Origin of the sequence: Curtobacterium sp. NPDC089185 (assembly GCF_040685235.1) — a bacterium.
GTDB lineage: Bacteria > Actinomycetota > Actinomycetes > Actinomycetales > Microbacteriaceae > Curtobacterium > Curtobacterium citri.
Genome location: NZ_JBFBHK010000006.1, coordinates 231,013 through 252,821 on the forward strand (window position 1 = coordinate 231,013; position 21,809 = coordinate 252,821).

Annotated in this window: 16 protein-coding genes and 1 tRNA gene; 14 read left to right on the forward strand and 3 right to left on the reverse strand. The window is 72.1% G+C overall.

What is annotated here, in order from left to right:
• The first annotated feature begins 234 nt into the window (after positions 1 to 234).
• The 4 genes from gltB to AB0N84_RS09050 all read left to right on the forward strand — a co-directional run bounded on the left by gltB (position 235) and on the right by AB0N84_RS09050 (position 9,366).
• Complete coding sequence (gene gltB / locus AB0N84_RS09035; RefSeq protein ID WP_363545392.1) at positions 235 to 4,842, forward strand: glutamate synthase large subunit; 4,608 nt, start codon at positions 235 to 237, stop codon at positions 4,840 to 4,842.
• Positions 4,843 to 4,907: 65 nt separating this feature from the next.
• Positions 4,908 to 6,365 (forward strand): glutamate synthase subunit beta, encoded by a 1,458-nt coding sequence (locus tag AB0N84_RS09040; protein WP_069710812.1) that lies wholly within the window; start codon positions 4,908 to 4,910, stop codon positions 6,363 to 6,365.
• A gap of 141 nt (positions 6,366 to 6,506) precedes the next feature.
• A complete protein-coding gene (gene pyk / locus AB0N84_RS09045) occupies positions 6,507 to 7,952 on the forward strand; it encodes a pyruvate kinase (protein ID WP_069710813.1) in 1,446 nt (481 codons plus the stop codon).
• A gap of 337 nt (positions 7,953 to 8,289) precedes the next feature.
• Positions 8,290 to 9,366 (forward strand): VIT1/CCC1 transporter family protein, encoded by a 1,077-nt coding sequence (locus tag AB0N84_RS09050; RefSeq protein WP_363545396.1) that lies wholly within the window; start codon positions 8,290 to 8,292, stop codon positions 9,364 to 9,366.
• An 8-nt stretch (positions 9,367 to 9,374) separates the two neighbouring features.
• Here the strand turns inward: AB0N84_RS09050 and AB0N84_RS09055 are convergent, their stop codons facing one another.
• Both AB0N84_RS09055 and AB0N84_RS09060 read right to left on the reverse strand, forming a co-directional pair.
• Entirely contained in the window at positions 9,375 to 9,914 is a 540-nt protein-coding gene (locus AB0N84_RS09055) for a DUF308 domain-containing protein (RefSeq protein WP_363545399.1), read from the reverse strand.
• A 152-nt stretch (positions 9,915 to 10,066) separates the two neighbouring features.
• A complete protein-coding gene (locus AB0N84_RS09060) occupies positions 10,067 to 10,606 on the reverse strand; it encodes a hypothetical protein (RefSeq protein ID WP_363545402.1) in 540 nt (179 codons plus the stop codon).
• Between the two features lie 146 nt (positions 10,607 to 10,752).
• Here AB0N84_RS09060 and AB0N84_RS09065 point away from each other — a divergent pair, with 146 nt between their 5' ends.
• The 7 genes from AB0N84_RS09065 (at position 10,753) to AB0N84_RS09095 (ending at position 15,222) form a co-directional block, all read left to right on the forward strand.
• A complete protein-coding gene (locus AB0N84_RS09065) occupies positions 10,753 to 11,436 on the forward strand; it encodes a response regulator transcription factor (protein WP_363545405.1) in 684 nt (227 codons plus the stop codon).
• Positions 11,433 to 12,980, forward strand: a complete 1,548-nt coding sequence (locus AB0N84_RS09070) for a HAMP domain-containing sensor histidine kinase (RefSeq protein WP_363545408.1) — start codon at positions 11,433 to 11,435, stop codon at positions 12,978 to 12,980. The genes AB0N84_RS09065 and AB0N84_RS09070 overlap by 4 nt, the downstream gene beginning before the upstream one ends.
• 60 nt (positions 12,981 to 13,040) lie before the next feature.
• Positions 13,041 to 13,247, forward strand: a complete 207-nt coding sequence (locus AB0N84_RS09075) for a hypothetical protein (RefSeq protein ID WP_182047349.1) — start codon at positions 13,041 to 13,043, stop codon at positions 13,245 to 13,247.
• Complete coding sequence (locus AB0N84_RS09080; protein ID WP_182047350.1) at positions 13,231 to 13,788, forward strand: MOSC domain-containing protein; 558 nt, start codon at positions 13,231 to 13,233, stop codon at positions 13,786 to 13,788. The genes AB0N84_RS09075 and AB0N84_RS09080 overlap by 17 nt, the downstream gene beginning before the upstream one ends.
• A gap of 41 nt (positions 13,789 to 13,829) precedes the next feature.
• Positions 13,830 to 13,910: transfer RNA gene (locus AB0N84_RS09085), tRNA-Leu, on the forward strand.
• 99 nt (positions 13,911 to 14,009) lie between these two features.
• Entirely contained in the window at positions 14,010 to 14,615 is a 606-nt protein-coding gene (locus AB0N84_RS09090) for a response regulator (protein WP_022903868.1), read from the forward strand.
• Between the two features lie 136 nt (positions 14,616 to 14,751).
• Complete coding sequence (locus AB0N84_RS09095) at positions 14,752 to 15,222, forward strand: GNAT family N-acetyltransferase (protein WP_363545413.1); 471 nt, start codon at positions 14,752 to 14,754, stop codon at positions 15,220 to 15,222.
• Positions 15,223 to 15,226: 4 nt separating this feature from the next.
• On the opposite strand, the gene AB0N84_RS09100 is transcribed toward AB0N84_RS09095, so the two are convergent.
• On the reverse strand, positions 15,227 to 15,652 hold the full coding sequence (locus AB0N84_RS09100; protein ID WP_069710820.1) for a hotdog fold thioesterase: 426 nt from the start codon (positions 15,650 to 15,652) through the stop codon (positions 15,227 to 15,229).
• A gap of 43 nt (positions 15,653 to 15,695) precedes the next feature.
• Here AB0N84_RS09100 and polA point away from each other — a divergent pair, with 43 nt between their 5' ends.
• From polA to rpsA, 3 genes are all read left to right on the forward strand, one after another.
• The gene (polA, locus tag AB0N84_RS09105; RefSeq protein ID WP_363545417.1) at positions 15,696 to 18,368 is read left to right on the forward strand and encodes a DNA polymerase I; all 2,673 of its coding nucleotides are present in this window, start codon (positions 15,696 to 15,698) and stop codon (positions 18,366 to 18,368) included.
• Between the two features lie 49 nt (positions 18,369 to 18,417).
• The gene (locus AB0N84_RS09110) at positions 18,418 to 20,097 is read left to right on the forward strand and encodes a DUF885 domain-containing protein (RefSeq protein ID WP_363545420.1); all 1,680 of its coding nucleotides are present in this window, start codon (positions 18,418 to 18,420) and stop codon (positions 20,095 to 20,097) included.
• Positions 20,098 to 20,284: 187 nt separating this feature from the next.
• Positions 20,285 to 21,754 carry a 30S ribosomal protein S1 gene (rpsA, locus tag AB0N84_RS09115; protein WP_069710823.1) on the forward strand — a complete coding sequence of 490 codons (1,470 nt, stop codon included), beginning with the start codon at positions 20,285 to 20,287 and terminating at the stop codon, positions 21,752 to 21,754.
• Positions 21,755 to 21,809 lie beyond the last annotated feature (55 nt).

A 21,809-nucleotide genomic window follows, 5' to 3' on the forward strand; every position in this document is an offset into this window, starting at 1 on the left:
GGCGCCGGACCGACCCGCACCGGGTCACAGCACACCGCAACACACCGCGCACGGCACCCACCGTGCACGGGCACCCGCACCGCGGTCGGGCCGCCACGAGCGACCCACCACCTCGCGCGACGCCGGCGGACCCGCATCGGCGACGCGCACGGGCACCAGTCCCGCCCGTTCGGGCGGAACGCACCACCGGGCCACCGACGTCCCTGTTCCACTTCCTCGTGAGGACGGTTCCCCATGGCGCTCCAGCCAGTCCCTGCCCCCCGCTCGTCGCGGCCCCTGCCGCCGGCGCACCGTCGCTTCTCGGCCGTGCCCGACGCCGTGGGTGCCTACGACCCCGCGAACGAGAAGGACGCGTGCGGCCTCGCGATGGTCGCGACGCTCCGCGGCACCGCCGGGCACGACATCGTCGACGCCGCGCTCGGCGCGCTGCGCAACCTCGAGCACCGCGGCGCGGTCGGCTCCGACGCGGGCACGGGTGACGGCGCCGGCATCCTCTGCCAGGTGCCGGACGCGTTCCTGCGCGACGAGGTCGACTTCGCGCTGCCCGCCGCGGGGGAGTACGCCGTCGGGACGGCCTACCTGCCGCTGGACGACGACGAGCGGCACGCGGTCAAGGGCGCAGTCGAGCGCATCGCGCGCGAGGAGGGCCTGAAGGTCCTCGGGTGGCGCGACGTGCCGGTCCGTCCGGAGGTCCTCGGCACGCTCGCCCGCGCGGCGATGCCCGCCTTCGAGCAGCTCTTCGTCGCCTCCACCCGCCACGACGTGCACGGCGCGGCCTGGAGTGGCATCGCCCTCGACCGGCAGGCGTTCCGGCTGCGCAAGCGCGCCGAGCACGACGTCGAGGTCTACTTCATGTCGCTGTCGAGCCGGACCACGGTCTACAAGGGCATGGTCACGACGCTGCAGCTCGAGCCGTTCTACCCGGACCTCAGCGACGAGCGGTTCGCGTCGAAGCTCGCGATCGTGCACTCGCGGTACTCGACGAACACGTTCCCGTCGTGGCCGCTCGCACAGCCGTTCCGCACCCTCGCCCACAACGGCGAGATCAACACCGTGCGCGGCAACCGGAACTGGATGCGCGCCCGGCAGTCGCAGCTCGAGAGCGAGCTGCTCGGCGACCTCGCCCCGCTGCTGCCGATCGTCAGCCCCGGCGCGAGCGACTCGGCGTCCTTCGACGAGACCCTCGAGCTGCTCACGCTCACCGGGCGCAGCCTGCCGCACGCGGTGTCGATGATGGTGCCGGAGGCCTGGGAGAACCAGGTGGGGATGGACGCCGACCTGCGGGCGTTCTACGAGTACCACTCGATGCTCATGGAGCCGTGGGACGGGCCGGCGGCGATCACGTTCACCGACGGTGCGATCGTCGGCGCGACGCTCGACCGCAACGGCCTGCGTCCGGGTCGCTTCCTCGTGACCGACGACGGGCTCGTCGTGATGGGGTCCGAGACCGGCGTCATCGACGTGCCGCCGGCGAAGGTCGTCCGGAAGGGCCGCCTGCGCCCGGGCCGGATGTTCGTCGTCGACACCGAGGCCGGCCGGATCATCGAGGACGACGAGGTCAAGCGCGAGCTGGCCGCGTCGGGCCCGTGGGCGCAGTGGCTCGACGAGGGCCGCATCAACCTCGCCGACCTGCCGGACCGCGAGCACATCGTGCACACCCCGGCGTCGGTCACCCGTCGTCAGCGCGCCTTCGGCTACACCGAGGAGGAGGTCCGCATCCTGCTGCGTCCGATGGCCCAGACCGGTGCGGAGCCGCTCGGTGCGATGGGGTCCGACACCCCGATCGCCGTGCTCTCCGAGCGCCCGCGGCTGCTGTTCGACTACTTCACGCAGCAGTTCGCGCAGGTCACGAACCCGCCGCTCGACTCGATCCGCGAGCAGGTCGTCACCTCGATGGGCATGGGGCTCGGCCCGGAGCGGAACCTCCTGAGCGCCGGTCCCGAGCACGCGAAGCAGATCGTGCTCGACTTCCCGGTCATCGACAACGACGAGCTCGCGAAGATCCAGCACTTCGAGACCACGTCCGGTCGGCACCTGACGGTCACGATCAAGGGCCTGTACCGGGTCGACGCGGGCAAGAAGGCGATGCAGAAGCGCATCGCGGCGGTCTGCGACGAGGTCGACCAGGCGATCGAGTCGGGCAAGCAGTTCATCGTGCTGTCCGACCGTGACGGCAACGCCGAGCAGGCGCCGGTCCCGAGCCTGCTGCTGCTCGCCGCCGTGCACCACCACCTCATCCGCACCGAGCAGCGCATGAAGGTCGGGCTCATCGTCGAGGCCGGCGACGTGCGGGAGGTCCACCACGTCGCGACCCTCATCGGCTACGGCGCCTCGGCGATCAACCCGTACCTGGCGATGGAGACCTGCGAGAACCTCGTGCGGTCCGGGATGATCACCGGGATCACGCCCGAACAGGCGGTGAAGAACGTCATCAAGGCGCTCGGCAAGGGCGTCCTGAAGATCATGTCGAAGATGGGCATCTCGACGGTGTCCAGCTACGCGGGCGCCCAGGCGTTCGAGGCCGTGGGCCTCAGCCAGGAGCTCGTCGACAAGTACTTCACGGGCACCTCGTCGATCCTCGGCGGCGTCGGCATCGACGTCATCGCGAAGGAGAACGCCGAGCGGCACGCCCAGGCGTACCCGCAGGACGGCGCGGTGCTCTCGCACGAGCGCCTGCAGACGGGCGGCGAGTACCAGTGGCGTCGCGAGGGACCGCCGCACCTGTTCAACCCCGACACGGTGTTCCGGCTGCAGCACGCCACCCGTGCGCGGCGGTACGACATCTTCCGCGAGTACTCGCAGGCCGTCGACGACCAGTCCGAGGACCTCATGACGCTCCGCGGGCTGTTCCGGTTCCGTACCGGCCAGCGGGAGCCGATCGCCCTCGACGAGGTCGAGCCGATCGAGTCGATCGTGAAGCGGTTCAACACCGGTGCGATGTCGTACGGCTCGATCTCGCAGGAGGCCCACGAGACCCTCGCCATCGCGATGAACCGCCTCGGCGGGCGGTCGAACACCGGCGAGGGCGGCGAGGACGTCGAGCGCCTGCTCGACCCCGAGCGGCGGAGCGCGATCAAGCAGGTCGCGTCCGGCCGCTTCGGCGTGACGAGCATGTACCTGACCCACGCGACCGACGTCCAGCTCAAGATGGCGCAGGGCGCGAAGCCGGGCGAGGGCGGGCAGCTGCCCCCGACCAAGGTGTACCCGTGGGTGGCGCGCACCCGGCACGCGACCGCGGGCGTCGGGCTCATCTCGCCGCCGCCGCACCACGACATCTACTCGATCGAGGACCTCAAGCAGCTGATCTTCGACGTGAAGCGGGCGAACCCGTCCGCTCGCGTCCACGTGAAGCTCGTCAGCCAGTCCGGCATCGGCGCGGTCGCCGCGGGCGTGACGAAGGCGCTGGCCGACGTCGTCCTCGTGTCGGGCCACGACGGGGGGACCGGGGCGTCGCCGCTCAACTCGCTCAAGCACGCGGGCACGCCGTGGGAGATCGGGCTGGCGGAGACGCAGCAGACCCTCATGCTCAACGGCATGCGCGACCGTGTGGTCGTGCAGGTCGACGGGCAGATGAAGACCGGCCGCGACGTCGTCGTGGCGGCGCTGCTCGGTGCCGAGGAGTACGGCTTCGCGACGGCACCGCTCGTCGTCGAGGGCTGCATCCTCATGCGCGTCTGCCACCTCGACACGTGCCCGGTGGGCGTCGCGACGCAGAACCCGGAGCTCCGCAAGCGCTTCACGGGCAAGCCCGAGTTCGTCGTGAACTTCTTCGAGTTCATCGCGCAGGAGGTCCGTGAGCTCCTCGCCGAGCTCGGATTCCGCTCGCTCGACGAGGCGATCGGCCAGGTCGACGCGCTCGACACCGACCGTGCTGTCGAGCACTGGAAGGCGTCCGGGCTCGACCTCGCGCCGGTGCTGCACGGCCCGCGGTTCGACCGCGACGAGCCCCGCCGGCACCTGCGTGAGCAGGACCACGAGCTCGACGAGCACTTCGACGTCCAGCTCGTCCAGCGGACCGCCGACGTCCTCGAGCACGGCGGCACCGTCGCGCTCGACCTGCCGATCCGCAACACCGAGCGCGCCGTCGGCACCATGCTCGGGCACGAGGTCACGCTCCGGCACGGCGAGCACGGCCTGCCGGCCGGGTCGATCGACATCACGCTGCGCGGGTCGGCCGGGCAGTCGCTCGGCGCGTTCCTGCCCGCCGGGATCACGCTCCGGCTGGTCGGCGACAGCAACGACTACGTCGGCAAGGGCCTGTCCGGTGGTTCGATCGTCGTCCGGCCGGACTCCGAGTCGGCCTTCGACGCGTCGGAGAACGTCATCGCCGGCAACGTCATCGGCTACGGCGCGACCCAGGGCAGCATGTTCATCCGCGGCATCGTGGGCGAGCGCTTCCTCGTGCGCAACTCCGGGGCCACCGCGGTGGTCGAGGGGGTGGGCGACCACGCGCTCGAGTACATGACCGGCGGCCTCGCCCTCGTCCTCGGGGAGACCGGTCGCAACCTCGGTGCCGGCATGTCCGGTGGCACCGCGTACGTCCGCGGCCTGCGTCGCGAGCACGTCAACGCGGAGGCCCTGGCGAGCGGCGAGCTCCGGCTCGAGGAGCTCGACAGTGCCGACGTCGAGATCGTCACCGACCTGCTGCGGCAGCACGAGGCCGAGACGGGGTCGACCCTCGCGGCCGACCTGCTCGCGTCGGGTGACCTCGGCGACTTCGTGAAGGTGCTCCCGCGCGACTACGCGGCCGTGCTCGAGACCCGTCGGCAGGCGGTCGACGAGGGCCTCGACCCGGACGGCACGGTCGTCTGGAACCGCATCCTGGAGGTGACCGGTGGCTGACCGGCACGCGCACACGACCACGCACACGACCACGACCACGACCCGGTTCGAACAGGAGGCGCACCATGGCTGACCCGAAGGGCTTCCTCAAGGTGCAGGAGCGCGAACTCCCGCCCCGCCGTCCCGTCCCGCTGCGGCTCATGGACTGGAAGGAGGTCTACGAGCAGCAGGAGTCCGGCGCCCTGAAGCGGCAGGCCGGTCGCTGCATGGACTGCGGCGTGCCGTTCTGCCACCAGGGGTGCCCGCTCGGCAACCTCATCCCCGAGTGGAACGACCTGACGTGGCGCGGCGAGGGTCGCCAGGCGATCGAGCGCCTGCACGCGACGAACAACTTCCCGGAGTTCACCGGGAAGCTCTGCCCCGCCCCGTGCGAGGCGTCCTGCGTGCTCGGCATCAACCAGCCGCCGGTCACCATCAAGCAGGTCGAGGTCTCGATCATCGACGAGGCGTACAAGAACGGCTGGGTCACCCCGCACCCGCCGGAGCGCCTGACCGGCAAGACGGTCGCGGTCGTCGGCTCGGGCCCCGCGGGCCTCGCGGCCGCGCAGCAGCTCACCCGTGCCGGCCACACCGTCGCGGTGTACGAGCGCGACGACCGGATCGGCGGCCTGCTCCGCTACGGCATCCCGGACTTCAAGATGGAGAAGCGCCAGATCGACGCGCGCCTCGCCCAGATGCAGGCCGAGGGCACCCGCTTCCGCGCGGGCGTCGAGATCGGGGTCGACATCACCTGGGACGACCTGAAGTCCCGCTACGACGCGGTCGTCGTCGCGACCGGTGCCACGGTGCCGCGCGACCTGCCGATCCCGGGGCGCGACCTCGCGGGCGTGCACTACGCCATGGAGTACCTCGTCCAGCAGAACAAGGCGAACGCCGGCACGACGGTGGACAACCAGGTGACCGCCGAGGGCAAGCACGTCGTCGTCATCGGCGGCGGCGACACCGGCGCGGACTGCATCGGCACGGCGCACCGCCAGGGCGCGCTCAGCGTGACCAACCTGGCGATCGGCAAGCAGCCGCCGCTCGAGCGTCCGTCCGAGCAGCCCTGGCCGATGTTCCCGACCGTGTTCGAGGTCACGAGCGCGCACGAGGAGGGCGGCGAGCGGCACTTCCTCGCGTCCACCGTCGAGTTCCTCGGCAACGCCGCGGGCGAGGTCCGCGCGCTGCGGGTCGCGGAGACCGAGTACCTCGACGGTCGTCGGGTGCCGAAGGCCGGGACCGAGCGGGAGATCCCGGCGGACCTCGTCCTCGTCGCGATGGGCTTCACCGGCCCGGAGACCGAGACGCTGGAGCCGCAGCTCGGCCTGCCGGTGACGGTGTCCGGCGCCGTCGCGCGCCAGGCCGACTACTCGACGAACGAGCCCGGCGTGTTCGTCGCCGGGGACGCCGGCCGCGGCCAGTCGCTCATCGTGTGGGCGATCGCCGAGGGCCGTGCCGCGGCGTCGAAGGTCGACGAGTACCTCGAGGGCTCGACGATCCTCCCGGCACCGGTCAAGGCCACCGACCGCGCGCTCACGGTGTGACCAGCGTGAACCCGTACGGAACACCGGACCGACAGTGACCAGCAGGCCACCGGCACTCGATAGGGTGCTGGTGGCCTGCTCCCGTTCCGCGCGGCCCCACAGCGCGGAACCCCGGCACCATCCACCACACGAAGGAATCCATTGAGACGCGCAAAGATCGTTTCGACGCTCGGTCCGGCTACGTCGGACTACGAGACCGTCAAGGAGATCATCGAAGCGGGCGTCGACGTCGCCCGCCTCAACCTCAGCCACGGTGACTACAGCGTCCACGAGGCCAACTACGAGAACGTCCGCCGCGCGGCCGAGGACCTCGGCAAGCCGGTCGCGATCCTGGTCGACCTGCAGGGCCCGAAGATCCGCCTGGCGAAGTTCGCCGACGGCCCCCACCACCTCGACGTCGGCGACGTCTTCACCATCACCACCGAGGACGTCCCCGGCTCGAAGGAGATCTGCGGCACGACCTTCAAGGGCCTCCCGCAGGACGTCAAGCCCGGCGACCCGCTGCTCATCGACGACGGCCGCGTCCGGCTCCGCGTGCTCGACACCGACGGCGTGCGCGTCCGCACCGAGGTCGTCGTCGCCGGCACCGTCTCGAACAACAAGGGCATCAACCTGCCCGGCGTCGCCGTGAACGTCCCCGCGCTGAGCGAGAAGGACGAGGCCGACCTGCGCTGGGCGATCCGCCAGGGTGCCGACCTCATCGCACTGTCGTTCGTGCGCAACGCGAAGGACGTCGAGCGCGCGCACGAGATCATGGACGAGGAGGGCAAGCGCCTCCCCGTCATCGCCAAGGTCGAGAAGCCGCAGGCGGTCGACGCGCTCGAGGAGATCATCGACGCGTTCGACAGCATCATGGTCGCCCGCGGTGACCTCGGCGTCGAGCTCCCGCTCGAGGCCGTGCCGATCGTGCAGAAGCGTGCCGTCGAGCTGTCGCGTCGGATGGCGAAGCCGGTCATCGTCGCGACGCAGATGCTCGAGTCGATGATCTCGTCGCCGATCCCGACCCGCGCGGAGACCTCCGACGTCGCGAACGCCGTCCTCGACGGCGCGGACGCGGTCATGCTCTCGGGTGAGACCAGCGTCGGCGAGTACCCGGTGCAGACCGTCCGCACGATGGCCCGCATCGTGGAGTCCACCGAGGACCACGGCCTGGAGCGCATCGCGCCGCTCGGGACGAAGCCGCGCACGCTCGGCGGCGCCATCACGCTCGCCGCGGTCGAGATCGCGGAGTTCACCGAGGCCTCGTACCTCTGCGTGTTCACCGAGTCCGGCGACTCCGCCCGCCGCATGTCGCGCCTGCGCCACGGCCTGCCGATCATCGCCTTCACGCCGAACGAGGCGACCCGTCGCCGCATGGCGCTCACCTGGGGCGTCCGCTCGTTCCTGGTCGACCGGAAGACGCACACCGACGAGCTGTTCTCGCAGGTCGACGACGTGCTGCTCGCCAACGGCCTCGCCGCTCCCGGCGACCGGGTGATCGTCACGGCGGGTTCCCCTCCCGGCATCGAGGGGTCGACGAACGACCTCCGCGTGCACCGCGTCGGTGACGCGCACGCCGAGGCAGCACCCGCGTACGTGCGGGACTGACACCCGGTCACCACGCCGACGGGGCGCGGACGGGAGGCACGGCGCAGCACCGCGCGCCGCCTCCGGTCCGCGCCCCGTCGCGTCGCGCCCCTGGCCCCGGCCAGCCGCTCCGCCGCTAGGGCCGCGAGACGGCGCCGGCTTCGCGGAACGCCGCTCGCTCCGCGAGACGCACCCGGATCCAGGTGCGTCTCGTGTTCGCCAGGGCGTCTCGCGCGGACGCTCCCGTCTCGGGATCTGCGGGTCCGGGCCCGGTCCGACGGGTCGACGGCTCGACGCGTACCGGCCACCGCGCCGTGCCGGTGACCGGCCGTCGGACGGAACGGGCAGGATTGCCGGTGTGAGCCTCCAGGACGACCCCCGCACCGCCCCGACCGCAGCCGACGTCCGTCGCTGGCGCCGCTACCTGGCCGACGAGCGCGCGGAGGCGGCGGTCTACCGGAACCTCGCCGCGCGTCGGACCGGCGAGGAGCGCGAGATCCTCGCGTCCCTCGCCGAGGCCGAGGGGCGCCACGAGCAGCACTGGCTCGACCTGCTCGGCGACGACGTGGGACGACCGCTCCGCGGGAGCCTCCGCACGCGCGTGCTCGCCACCCTGGCGAAGCGGTTCGGCTCGGTCTTCGTGCTGGCGCTCATGCAGCGTGCCGAGGACCGCTCGCCCTACGCCGACGACGACGACGCGACGGCCCGCATGGCGGCGGACGAGCGCATCCACGGCGAGGTCGTGCGCGGGCTCGCGAACCGCGGGCGCATGCGGCTGTCCGGCACCTTCCGGGCTGCGGTCTTCGGGGCGAACGACGGCCTCGTGTCGAACCTCGCCCTCATCATCGGCATCAGCGCCTCCGGGGCGGACCGCCACTTCGTCCTGCTGAGCGGCGTCGCGGGCCTGCTCGCCGGCGCACTCTCGATGGGCGCGGGGGAGTACGTGTCGGTGCGGTCGCAGCGCGAGCTGCTCGACGCCTCCGCCCCGCACCCCGAGGCCGGTCGGGCGGTCGCCGACCTCGACGTCGACGCGAACGAGCTCGCGCTGGTCTACCGGGCGCGCGGGATGACCGAGGCGGACGCGCAGGCGCACGCGGACGAGGTCCTCGGCGGTCGGACGATCACCGCGGCCACGGCGGTCGACGACCACGAGGCGGTCGGCAACGGCACGAGTGCGGCGGTCTCGAGCTTCCTGTTCTTCGCCTCGGGCGCGATCATCCCGGTGCTGCCGTACCTGTTCGGACTCGAGGGGTGGCCGGCGATCGTCCTGGCCGCGGTGCTCGTCGGCATCGCGCTCCTCGGTACCGGCGCCGTCGTCGGCGTGCTCAGCGGGGCGTCCCCGCTCCGGCGCGCGCTCCGGCAGCTCGGGATCGGGTTCGGCGCCGCGATCGTGACCTACGGGCTCGGACTGCTGTTCGGGACGGGTTCGGCCTAGCGCGCCCGTCAGCGTCGCAGCGCGGCCCGCGGCGGCAGGAGCAGCAGCGTCGCGGACCCGACGACGACGAGCGCGATGCCGGAGAAGACGGTGAAGACCGTCAGGGCGAGACCGGGCGCCGTGAGCACCACCACGCCGCCGATGAGCGAGAGGACGCCGCTCACCGCCGACGGCAGTCGCGAGGACCCCGGGTGCCCGACGAACGCTCCCACCAGGGCGGCGACGCCCTCGAGGAGGAAGGCCACCCCGGCGAGCACCGCGTAGACGAGCAGCGGGACCGCCGGGTCGAGCAGTGTGACGAGTCCCGCGAGGCCCACGAGCGCGCCGACGACGCCGGAGGTCCACCGCCACGCCGGTGCCGTGCCGTGCCCCCGAACCGAGGCCACGACGCGCAGCACCCCGGCGACGACGAGGTAGACACCGAACACCAGGGCGACGAGGACCAGGGACGGTCGTGGCCAGACGACCGCGACGATGCCGAGGCCGATCGCGACCACGGCAGTCACCACGACGAACGCGCGGAACGTGCGCACGGCACGAGAGTCCACGGGCGCTCCTCCCACTCGGTCCCGCGAGGACACCGACGGTACCCGGCGGGCCGGGCCGGTGTCCGGTGTCGCACCGGGCAGCGGCCGGGAGGCGCGACACCCGTCGACCGGTCGGCCGACGGACGCGCGCCTCCCGCGCACAACCCCGCGGTTCAGGATCCCGAGGTCGGGGCCGGGGTCGGCGAGGCGGTCCCGTCGGCCCCGCCGTCCGCCGGCGGCGTGGGCTTCGCACCGTCGGCCGGCGGCGTGGGCTTGGCGCCGTCCTTCGACGGGGTGGGCTCGGCGCCGTCCTTCGGCGGCGTGGGCTTCGCGCCGTCCTCCGGCGGGGTGGGCTTCGCGCCGTCCTTCGGCTGCGGGGGCTGCACGCCGTCGGCCGGGGGCATCGCGACGCAGCCGGGCGCGGGCGCCGCACCCGGTCCGGAGCCGCCGGCAGCGGGCCCGTCCGCGGGGCCGCCGGAGGGCGCTCCGCTCGGCGCGCCGGAGGGGGCGCCGCTCGGAGCACCGGACGGGGCGCTGGTCGGTGCGCTCGTCGGCGCGTTCGGCGTGCCGGACCCGTCGGCGACCGCGGCGGTCACCCCGATGCCGCCGAGCAGCAGCGCGGCCGCCGCCGCGGAGCCGATCCCCACCCGGCGGAGGGTGCGGCGGCGGTCGCCCGTGCGGCCCGTGGTCTCGTCGTGTCGTTCGTCCTGCATGGTGGTCCTCCTCGGTCGGTCGCGGAGCCGTCTGCTCCGGCGACGTGGACGACGCTCGGATCCGTACCTGAAGCAGGACTGAAGCACAGTGTTCTTCCAGCCGGCTCCCTGCTCCGTGCAGGCACCGCCGACCTACGGTGTCCGCCGTGACCGCTCCCGCACGCATCCTCGTGGTCGAGGACGACGACTCCCTCCGCACCTCCGTCACGGCGACCCTCCGCGCCGAGGGGTTCCTCGTCGCCGAGGCCCCAGACGGCCGGGCGATCGTCGAGGACCTCGACCGGGCCGCCCCCGACCTCGTCCTGCTCGACTGGATGCTGCCCGGTCCGAGCGGCATCCTGCTCGCCGCCCGCATCCGCACGCGTTCGGACGCCGCCGTGGTCATGATGACCGCGCGCGACGAGCTCGACGACCGCCTGCGCGGGTTCGCCGAGGGCGCCGACGACTACGTCGTGAAGCCGTTCGCGATGGCCGAGCTCGTGGCGCGGGTCACCGCGGTGCTGCGCCGACGCGGTCGGGTGCCGTCGGTGATCGAGGTCGCCGACCTGGTCCTCGACCCGGACGCGGCGACCGTCCGACGCGCCGGCGTGCTGCTCGACCTGACCGCGACCGAGTTCCGGTTGCTGCGCTTCCTCGCCGAGAGCCGCGGGCGGACGGTGTCCAAGGGGCAGATCACCACGCAGGTGTGGGGCTACGAGGACATCGCGCCGAACCTCGTCGAGGTGCACCTCAGCGCCCTGCGCCGCAAGATGGAGGCGCACGGCCCGCGCCTCGTCCACACGGTCCGTGGGCTCGGCTACCGGCTCGCGGTCGACCGGGGTGCCGCGTGAGCGCCACGGCCGGTCGACTCCGCACGACGTCCCTCCGGCTTCGGACGGTCGTCGCGGTGCTCGTCCTGCTCGCCGTCCTGCTCGCCGCGCTCGTCGTCGCGGTCGAGGCGGTGCTCGGCGCACGACTGCGCGCTCAGGTCGAGGACCGGCTGCGCGACCGGGCGGCGGCCGCGGCAGCGCTCGTCGGCGTGCTCGACGCGGACGACCTGGCCGACCGGCTGTCGGCGCAGGGGCTCTCGGTGCGCATCGTCCAGCCCGACGGAGCCGCGGTCGAGGCCGGTCCGACACCGGACCAGCTGCGGTCCGGTCCGCCCGACCCGGCCGGGTTGCCCGGCCCGGCGGCGCGGGACCGCTACGGTGCCGCGCGCGGGGGATCGTCGGGCACGTCGGACGCGACGGGGACGCTGTCCGGTGGCACGGGGTCCGGCGCGACCGTCGTGTCCTCGAGCACGCAGGAGGACGACGGGGTGCTGACGCTGCGGTCCGAGCTCGACGACGGCACGCGGATCACGCTCACCGCCGGCACGCGTGACGTGCAGGAGACCCTGACGCAGCTCGGTTGGGTGATGGGTGGTGCGTCGGCGGCGTTCCTCGGGGTGGCCGTCATCGGTGTCGTGCTGGTCGTCCGCCGCGCGCTCCGTCCGCTCGACGAGGTCACGGCGACGGCGCGATCCATCGCCGACGGGGACCGCGGGCGCCGCCTCCGGCCCTCGCGCACCGACACCGAGATCGGTCGGGTGGCCGCCGCGTTCGACGAGATGCTCGACGCGGTCGAGGGTGCCGAGGCCCAGGCGGTGGCCGCGGAGGAACGCGTCCGCACCTTCCTCTCCGACGCGGCGCACGAACTGCGGACCCCCGTCGCCGGGGTGCGGGCCGCGGCGGACACGCTCGTCCGGAGCGGCGGCGACGACCGGGCGACCGACGAGGTCCTCGCCGTGCACGTCGTGCGGCAGGCCGACCGGGCGGCACGGCTCGTCGACGACATGCTCACCATGGCGCGACTGGACCGGGGCATCCCACTCGACCGGCACCGGACCGACCTGGTCGCGTGGCTCCGGACGGAGGTCGACCGGCTCGAGCTGCGGCTGCCGGGGATCGCCCTGCTGCCCGTCCTGCCCGACGGGCCGGTGCCCGCCGAGGTCGACCCCGACCGCCTGGCGCAGGTCCTCGGCAACCTCGTCGACAACGCCGCCCGAGCGACCGCGGGCACCGGCACCGTCCGGGTCGCCCTGTCGACCGCGTCCGGGTCGGCGGTGCTGACCGTCGAGGACGACGGGCCCGGAATTCCGTCCACCGAGCGCGAGCGGGTCTTCGACCGGCTCGTGCGACTCGAGGACGCCCGGGACGTGCGCTCCGGCGGGGCGGGCCTCGGGCTCCCCATCGCACGGGGCATCGCCGTCGCGCACGGCGGCACGCTCGTCCACGGCGCAGAGGGGGACCTCGGTGGTGCGGTGTTCGTCCTCGTGGTCCCGCGGTGTGCCGCCGTCGACGCCGGACCGTCGGAGGTCGACCTGCGCGAGGTCGTGGCCGGGCGACCCGCCTGACGCCGGATCCCGGCGACCAGCCCCCTGGTGCCCGGCCGCCGAGGTCGCTAGCGTCGGACCATGGACCCCGTCCTCCTCCTCACGATCGCCGGCATCGTCGTCGCGGTGCTCGGGTGGACCGCGCGCTTCCTCGGCTGGACGTCCGTTGGTCGTCGGCACGACGTCCCGGACCCGAGCGGCACGATGCAGGGGAGCACGACCCCGTCGGACGGCACGACGCACGGGCACCACTCCGGTTCCGACCTCGGGGGTGGGCACCACGGTTGAGGCAGCGCGGGTCGTCGCCGTCGGTCGCGACGACGAGCACCGGTTCAGCAAGCCGGTGGTCGACGAGGTCACCCTGGTCGCGGGGTGGGGGATCGAGGGCGACGCGCACGCCGGGACCACCGTGCAGCACCGCTCCCGGGTCGCACGGGACCCGTCGCAGCCGAACCTCCGACAGGTGCACCTGCTGCACGCCGAGGTGTTCGACGAGGTCGCCCGGTCGGGACACCGCGTCGCCCCGGGCGACATGGGCGAGAACGTCACCACCCGCGGCGTCGACCTGCTCGGGCTGCCGACCGGCACGCTGCTGCACCTCGGCGATGACGCCTGCGTCCGGGTCACCGGTCTGCGGAACCCCTGCCAGCAGATCAACGACTTCGAACCCGGGCTGCTCCGTGCCGTGCTGGGACGGGCCGAGGACGGCTCGGTCGAGCGGAAGGGCGGGGTGATGGCGGTCGTGGTGACGGGCGGTGTGGTGCGCGCCGGCGACCGGATCCGCGTCGAGCTCCCGGCGGGCGAGCCGCAGCCGCTCGTGCCGGTGTGACGACCCGGGCCGGGGTGCGTCCCTGCTAGCCTGGTGTCCTCGCGAGTGTGGTGGAACGGTAGACACGGGGCACTCAAAATGCTCTGCCTCACGGCGTGCGGGTTCGAGTCCCGCCACTCGTACGAACGATGCTCACGGCCCGACGCTCACGGCGCTGGATCTCGGCACTCCTGCTGGGCATCTGACGAACCAGTCCTGCTCCGTCTAGTAGGCTCTCGCTCGTGAGTGACACAGAAGCAACCCCAGCAGCACCGCGTCGCGTCGTCGTCGCCGAGGACGAGTCGCTCATCCGTCTCGACATCGTCGAGATCCTCCGCGACAACGGGTTCGACGTGGTCGGCGAGGCCGGCGACGGCGAGACCGCCGTCCAGCTCGCGACCGACCTCCGCCCGGACCTCGTCGTCATGGACGTCAAGATGCCCCAGCTCGACGGCATCTCCGCGGCCGAGAAGCTCTCCAAGAACCACATCGCTCCGGTGGTCCTCCTCACGGCGTTCAGCCAGAAGGACCTCGTCGAGCGTGCGACCGAGGCCGGCGCGCTCGCCTACGTCGTCAAGCCGTTCACCCCGAACGATCTGCTGCCCGCGATCGAGATCGCCCTCTCGCGGCACCAGCAGATCATCACGCTCGAGGCCGAGGTCGCCGACCTGGTCGAGCGCTTCGAGACCCGCAAGCTCGTCGACCGCGCCAAGGGCCTGCTCAACGAGAAGATGGGCCTGACCGAGCCCGAGGCGTTCCGCTGGATCCAGAAGGCCTCGATGGACCGCCGCCTGACCATGCACGACGTCGCGAAGGCGATCATCGAGCAGCTCAGCGCCAAGAAGTAACGAGCACCCGCTCGCTCACGCGGCAGCGCCGTCGGACCTCGTCCGGCGGCGCTGTTGCGTCCCGGCCGCGGCAGGAGCCGGACGGGAGGCGCGGGTCGGCCCCGCCGCCGAGCCCGCCACCTGGCAGGGTGGGGGCATGGACGACGTGGTGATCCGTTCCTCCCGGCCGGGGGACATGACGGCGGTGGCCGACCTGCGGTGGCGGTGGAGCGTCGAGGAGGACGGCGCCGTCCCGACGGTGACCCCCGACGAGTACCGCGACGCGATGACGGCCTTCGCCGCGGAGCACGCGGACTCGCACCGGTGCGTGGTTGCCGAGCGCGACGGGGTCGTGCTGGGGATGGCGTGGCTCGCCGTGCACCCTCGGCCGCCGGCGCCGCACCGGCCGCGCGGACGCGTGACCGCCGAGTTGCAGACCGTCTACGTGCACCCCGACCTGCGCGGCGGAGGCGTCGCCGGACGCCTCGTCACGGCCCTGCTCGACCTCGCCGACGAGCTCGGCGCGGAGCGCACCGCGGTGCACTCGAGCGTCGTCGGCGAGGCGCTCTACCGACGGCTCGGCTTCGGGGACGCGCGCCTGCTGCTGCAGCGACCGCCCGAGGACTGAACCGCTAGCGCCGCTCGCGGATCATGTTGGTGATGCGGACGGTCGAGCAGCGGCGGCCCTCGTCGTCGGTCAGCACGATCTCGTGCGTCGTGAGCGTGCCGCCCAGGTGGATCGCGGTGCAGGTGCCGGTGACCCGGCCGCTCGTCGCGCTGCGCGAGTGCGAGGCGCTGAGCTCGATGCCGACGGCGTAGCGGCCCGGGCCGGCGTGCACGTTCGCGGCCATGGACCCGAGGCTCTCGGCGAGGACCACGTAGGCGCCGCCGTGCAGGAGACCGACCGGCTGGCGGTTGCCCTCGACGGGGATCGACCCGACGGCACGCTCGGCCGTGAGCTCGGTGACGACCATTCCCATCTTCTCGGCGAGCTCACCGAGACCCCGGTCCGCGAGGCGGGGGTCGACGGCGTCGGTCGTGGTCGCTTCGTCGGTCACGCTCGAGGACTCCCGTGTCGGATCGCGTCGGTAGGCTGTCCTGGTGTCGGACTCCGCAAAGCCTACCCTCATGGTCATCGACGGCCACTCGCTCGCCTTCCGGGCGTTCTACGCGCTCCCGGTCGACAGCTTCGTGAACCGCGAGGGGCAGCACACGAACGCCATCCACGGCTTCATCTCGATGCTGCTCATGCTCCTCCAGCGCGAGAAGCCGACCCACCTCGCGGTCGCGTTCGACATCTCCCGGTTCTCCTTCCGCACGCGGGAGTACGAGGACTACAAGGGCACCCGGTCCGAGACCCCTGCGGAGTTCAAGGGCCAGATCCCGCTCCTGCAGCAGGCGCTCGAGGCGATGGGCATCACGACGGTGACCAAGGAGGACTACGAGGCCGACGACATCCTCGCGACCCTCGCCCGGCAGGGTTCCGAGCAGGGCTACCAGGTGTACGTGGTGTCCGGCGACCGCGACTCGATCCAGCTCGTGAACGACGACGTCACGCTGCTCTACCCGTCGGTCCGCGGCGTCTCCGAGCTCACCCGCTACGACCGCGACAAGGTGTACGAGCGGTACGGCATCGAGCCGCACCAGTACCCGGACATCGCGGCGCTCGTGGGTGAGACGAGCGACAACCTGGTCGGCATCGACAAGGTCGGGGAGAAGACCGCCGTCAAGTGGATCACCGCGTACGGTTCGCTCGACGGGGTGCTCGAGCACGCCGACGAGATCAAGGGCGTCGTCGGCAACAACCTCCGCGAGCAGCGGGACCGCGCGATCCGGAACCGGAAGCTCAACCGGCTCGTCAACGACGTCGAGCTGCCGGTCGGTCCGGGCGACGTCGCCCTGCGACCGCTCGACGAGCAGGCCGTGCGTGACCTCTTCGCGAAGCTGCAGTTCCGCACCCTGCTCGACCGTGTCTTCAAGGTCGCGGGCAACGGGGAGCCGAGCGAGGCGGGTGACGCTCCCGGCACGGTCGACAGCGGCGCCCCGACCCCGCCGAAGGTCACGACGATCATCGACGAGGAGCTCGGCCACTGGCTCGAGCGCAAGGGCGCGAACGACGCCGAGAACGGCTTCGGGGTCGCGGTCGAGGTCATCGACGGTCGGCTCAGCGCGATCGGCATCGCCACCCACGACGACGCCGTGCTCGTGCCGGGCGGGAGCGGCGCGAAGGACTACGAGCAGCTCGCCGCGTGGTTCGCCTCCGACGCCCCGAAGCACTTCCACGACGCCAAGACCGCGATCAAGGCGCTCGCCACCGTCGGCATCACGGTGCGCGGCATCGCGGGCGACGCCCGGCTCACCGGGTGGCTCGCGCAGCCCGGCAAGCAGGGCCAGCCCCTCGCCGACCTCGTGTACCAGGAGCTCGGCGAGGAACTCCCCACCGCCGACCCGAACCAGCTCGTCCCCGAGACCGACCCGGTGAACATCGGCGTGCACGCCTGGTACGTGCTCCGGGTCGACACCGCGCTGCGCGCCCGGGTCGACGAGTCCTCGCTCCGGGTGCTCGACACCATCGAGCTCCCGCTGGTCCCGGTCCTCGCGGGCATGGAGACCGTCGGCGTCGGCATCGACCGGCCGGTGCTCACCGGGCTGTCGCACGACCTGGGGGAGCGTGCCGCCGAGCTCGCGCAGCAGGCCTTCGCGGAGATCGGGCACGAGGTGAACCTGGGGTCGCCGAAGCAGCTGCAGGAGGTCCTGTTCACCGAGCTCGCGATGCCGAAGACCCGCAAGACGAAGACGGGCTTCTCCACCGATGCCGCGAGCCTGGCGGACCTGCAGGAGCAGCACCCGCACCCGTTCCTCGGTCTGCTGCTGCAGCACCGCGACGCCACGAAGCTCCGGCAGATCGTCGACACCCTCGACGCCGCGGTCGTCGAGGGCCGCATCCACACGAGCTACGAGCAGACCGGCAGCAGCACGGGCCGCATCTCGTCGAACGACCCGAACCTGCAGAACATCCCCGTCAAGACCGCGGTCGGGCGGCGGGTCCGCTCGGCCTTCGCGGTCGCGGAGCCGTACACGACGCTCGTCACCGCCGACTACTCGCAGATCGAGATGCGCATCATGGCGCACCTGTCCGGCGACCCGGGCCTCATCCAGGCGTTCAACGAGGGCGAGGACCTGCACCGCTTCGTCGGCGCGCGCGTCTTCGGTGTGGAGCCGGTGGACGTCAGCCCGGAAATGCGCACGAAGGTCAAGGCCATGTCCTACGGCCTGGCGTACGGCCTGAGCCCGTTCGGGTTGTCGAAGCAGCTCCGGATCGAGCAGTCCGAGGCCCGGACGCTGATGAACGAGTACTTCGCGCGCTTCGGCTCGGTCCGCGACTACCTGCGCGGCGTCGTCGAGCAGGCGCGTGAGGACGGCTACACCGAGACGATCTTCGGTCGTCGGCGCCCCTTCCCGGACCTCAAGAGCCCGAACCGCGTGCTCCGCGAGAACGCCGAGCGCGCGGCGCTGAACGCGCCGATCCAGGGCTCTGCGGCGGACATCATGAAGATCGCGATGCTCGGTGTCGACGAGGACCTCCGCGAGGGCGGCATGGCCTCCCGCCTGCTGCTCCAGGTGCACGACGAGCTCATCCTCGAGGTCGCGCCCGGCGAACAGGAGCGGGTCGAGGAGGTCCTGCGGACCCGCATGGGCGGAGCCGCCGAGCTGAGCGTGCCGCTCGACGTTTCCGTCGGCGTCGGTTCGAACTGGGAGGCCGCGGCGCACTGACGCGCGGGACCGCACCAGCGCGCCCCCGACCCGTGGGTAGGGTCGGGGCATGAGCGACAACCGACCCGTCCGCCAGCCCTCCGCCGTCGACCGCGTCGCCGAGGACTGGGTCACCACCCTCGTCGACCTCGACCCGACCGTCGCGACGTACATCGGGGCTCCGGGTCGCACCGACGGGTACGGCGACACGTCCCCCGCGGGTGCCGACGCCCTCGCCGACGCGGCCCGTGCAGCGCGCCGGACGCTCGACGCGACGGACGCCGTGGACGCCGTCGACCGCGTGACGAAGACCGACCTCGGTGCCGAGCTCGACCTCGTCTTGGAGTCGCACGACCGTCGACTGCACCTGCGCGACCTCAACGTCATCCAGAGCCCCGCCCAGGAGCTCCGCGACGTGCTCGACCTCATGCCGACGGCGACGACGGACGACTGGCAGGACGTCGCCGGACGGCTGTACGCGCTGCCCGAGGCACTGGAGGGACACCGCGAGACCCTGCTGCAGGGCACCCGTGAGCAGGTCACGCCGGCACGTCGCCAGGTCGCGCTCGTCGCCGAGCAGGCCGCCCGCAACGGCGCCGAGGACGGCTTCTTCCGGCAGCTCGTCGACGGCGCGACGCTCGAGGGCGGTGGTCCGCTGCCCGAGTCGCTCCGCTCCGAGCTCGCCCGGGGCGCCGAGGTCGCGGCGGCCGCGTACCGCTCGTTCGGCGGCTTCCTCGAGCACGAGCTCCTGCCCCTGGCCACGCCGGTCGACGCCGTCGGGCGCGAGGACTACGAGCTGCACTCCCGCCGCTTCCTCGGGGCGGTCGTGGACCTCGACGAGACGTACGAGTGGGGGATCGAGGAGCTCGCCCGGATGCGCGAGGAGCAGGAGCGCATCGCCGACCGCATCGAGTCCGGCGCGTCGGTGGCCCGGGCGATCGAGGTCCTCGACGCCGACCCGGCCCGCATCCTGCACGGCACGGACGCCCTGCAGCGGTGGATGCAGGAGACGAGCGACGCCTCCATCCGCGCGATGGACGGCACCTACTTCGACATCGCCGACCCGATCAAGCGACTGGAGTGCCGGATCGCCCCCACCCAGGAGGGCGGCATCTACTACACCGGCCCGTCCGACGACTTCTCGCGGGCCGGCCGGATGTGGTGGTCGGTGCCGCAGGGCGTGACCGAGTTCGGGACCTGGCGCGAGAAGACCACGGTCTACCACGAGGGCGTCCCGGGTCACCACCTGCAGATCAGCCAGGCGGTGCACAACCGCGGGGAGCTCAACACCTGGCGGCGTCAGCTCGCCGGACCGTCCGGTCACGTGGAGGGCTGGGCGCTCTACGCCGAGCGGCTCATGGAGCAGCTCGGGTTCCTCGACGACGACGGCGACCGGCTCGGCATGCTCGACGGACAGCGCATGCGAGCCGCCCGTGTCGTGCTCGACATCGGCGTGCACCTGCAGAAGACGAACCCCGACGGCGGCGGCTGGACGTGGGAGTACGCGCTCGACTTCATGGGGCAGAACGTCAACATGGCGCCGGAGTTCGTGCAGTTCGAGGTCGCCCGGTACTTCGGGTGGCCGGGGCAGGCACCGTCCTACAAGGTCGGGCAGCGCGTCTGGGAGTCGATCCGCGACGAGCTCGCCGCCCGCGAGGGTACGGCGTTCGACCTCAAGGCCTTCCACCACCGCGCACTCGCGCTCGGCGGCGTCGGACTCGACACGCTGCGGAGTGCGCTGCTCGACTGACCGGGGGACCCGCGACACGCGCGACACGCCCGGTTGTGGGGCCCACGGCCCTGCGGCTAGACTCAATCGGCGCAATCCGCGCCAACCAACCACTGCCATGACGGCTCGCACCGACGTTCGGTGCGGACCAGGGGGTCGCTCCCTCGCCGTCACGGCCCGACTCATGTCCGTTCGGAGCAATCTCTACATGACAACCACCACGACCAAGGCTCCCAAGCAGGTCGCCATCAACGACATCGGCTCGGCTGATGACTTCCTGGCCGAGGTCGAGAAGACCCTCAAGTTCTTCAACGACGGCGATCTGATCTCCGGAACCGTCGTGAAGATCGACCGCGACGAGGTCCTCCTCGACGTCGGCTACAAGACCGAGGGTGTCATCCCCTCGCGCGAACTCTCGATCAAGCACGACGTCGACCCCAACGAGGTCGTCGAGGTCGGCGACGAGGTCGAGGCCCTGGTCCTCCAGAAGGAGGACAAGGAAGGTCGCCTCATCCTGTCGAAGAAGCGTGCGCAGTACGAGCGCGCGTGGGGCGACGTCGAGAAGATCAAGGAGTCCGACGGCGTCGTGACCGGCACGGTGATCGAGGTCGTCAAGGGCGGCCTGATCGTCGACATCGGTCTCCGCGGCTTCCTCCCCGCCTCGCTCATCGAGCTGCGTCGCGTCCGCGACCTGACCCCGTACCTGGGCCAGGAGCTCGAGGCGAAGATCCTCGAGCTCGACAAGAACCGCAACAACGTGGTCCTCTCGCGCCGCGCCCTGCTCGAGCAGACGCAGTCCGAGTCGCGCACCACCTTCCTCAACAACCTCCACAAGGGCCAGGTCCGCAAGGGCATCGTGTCGTCGATCGTCAACTTCGGTGCGTTCGTCGACCTGGGTGGCGTCGACGGTCTCGTCCACGTCTCCGAGCTCTCCTGGAAGCACATCGAGCACGCCAGCGAGGTCGTCGAGGTCGGTCAGGAAGTCACCGTCGAGATCCTCGAGGTGGACCTGGACCGCGAGCGCGTGTCGCTCTCGCTCAAGGCCACGCAGGAGGACCCGTGGCAGGTCTTCGCCCGCACCCACGCGATCGGTCAGATCGCGCCGGGCAAGGTCACGAAGCTCGTGCCGTTCGGTGCCTTCGTCCGCGTCGCGGACGGCATCGAGGGTCTCGTCCACATCTCGGAGCTCTCGAACAAGCACGTCGAGCTCGCCGAGCAGGTCGTCTCCGTCGGTGACGAGGTCTTCGTCAAGATCATCGACATCGACCTCGACCGTCGCCGCATCTCGCTCAGCCTCAAGCAGGCGAACGAGGGCGTGGACCCGGAGGGCACCGAGTTCGACCCGGCGCTCTACGGCATGCCGACCGAGTACGACGACCAGGGCAACTACAAGTACCCGGACGGCTTCGACCCGGAGACGAACGAGTGGCTCGAGGGCTACGACACCCAGCGCACCGAGTGGGAGGGCCAGTACGCGGCCGCCCAGTCGCGCTGGGAGGCCCACAAGGCGCAGGTCGCGAAGACCATCGCCGACGAGGCGCAGGGCAACTTCGACCTGCCGGCCAGCGCGTCGACCTCCTCGTCGTCGTCGTTCACGAGCGAGACGAACGGTCAGGGCACCCTGGCCGACGACGCTTCGCTCGCGGCGCTCCGCGAGAAGCTCAGCTCGAACAACTGATCGAGCGGGTCGCACCGTCCCGGAAGCCCGGCACCCCTCACGGGGTGCCGGGCTT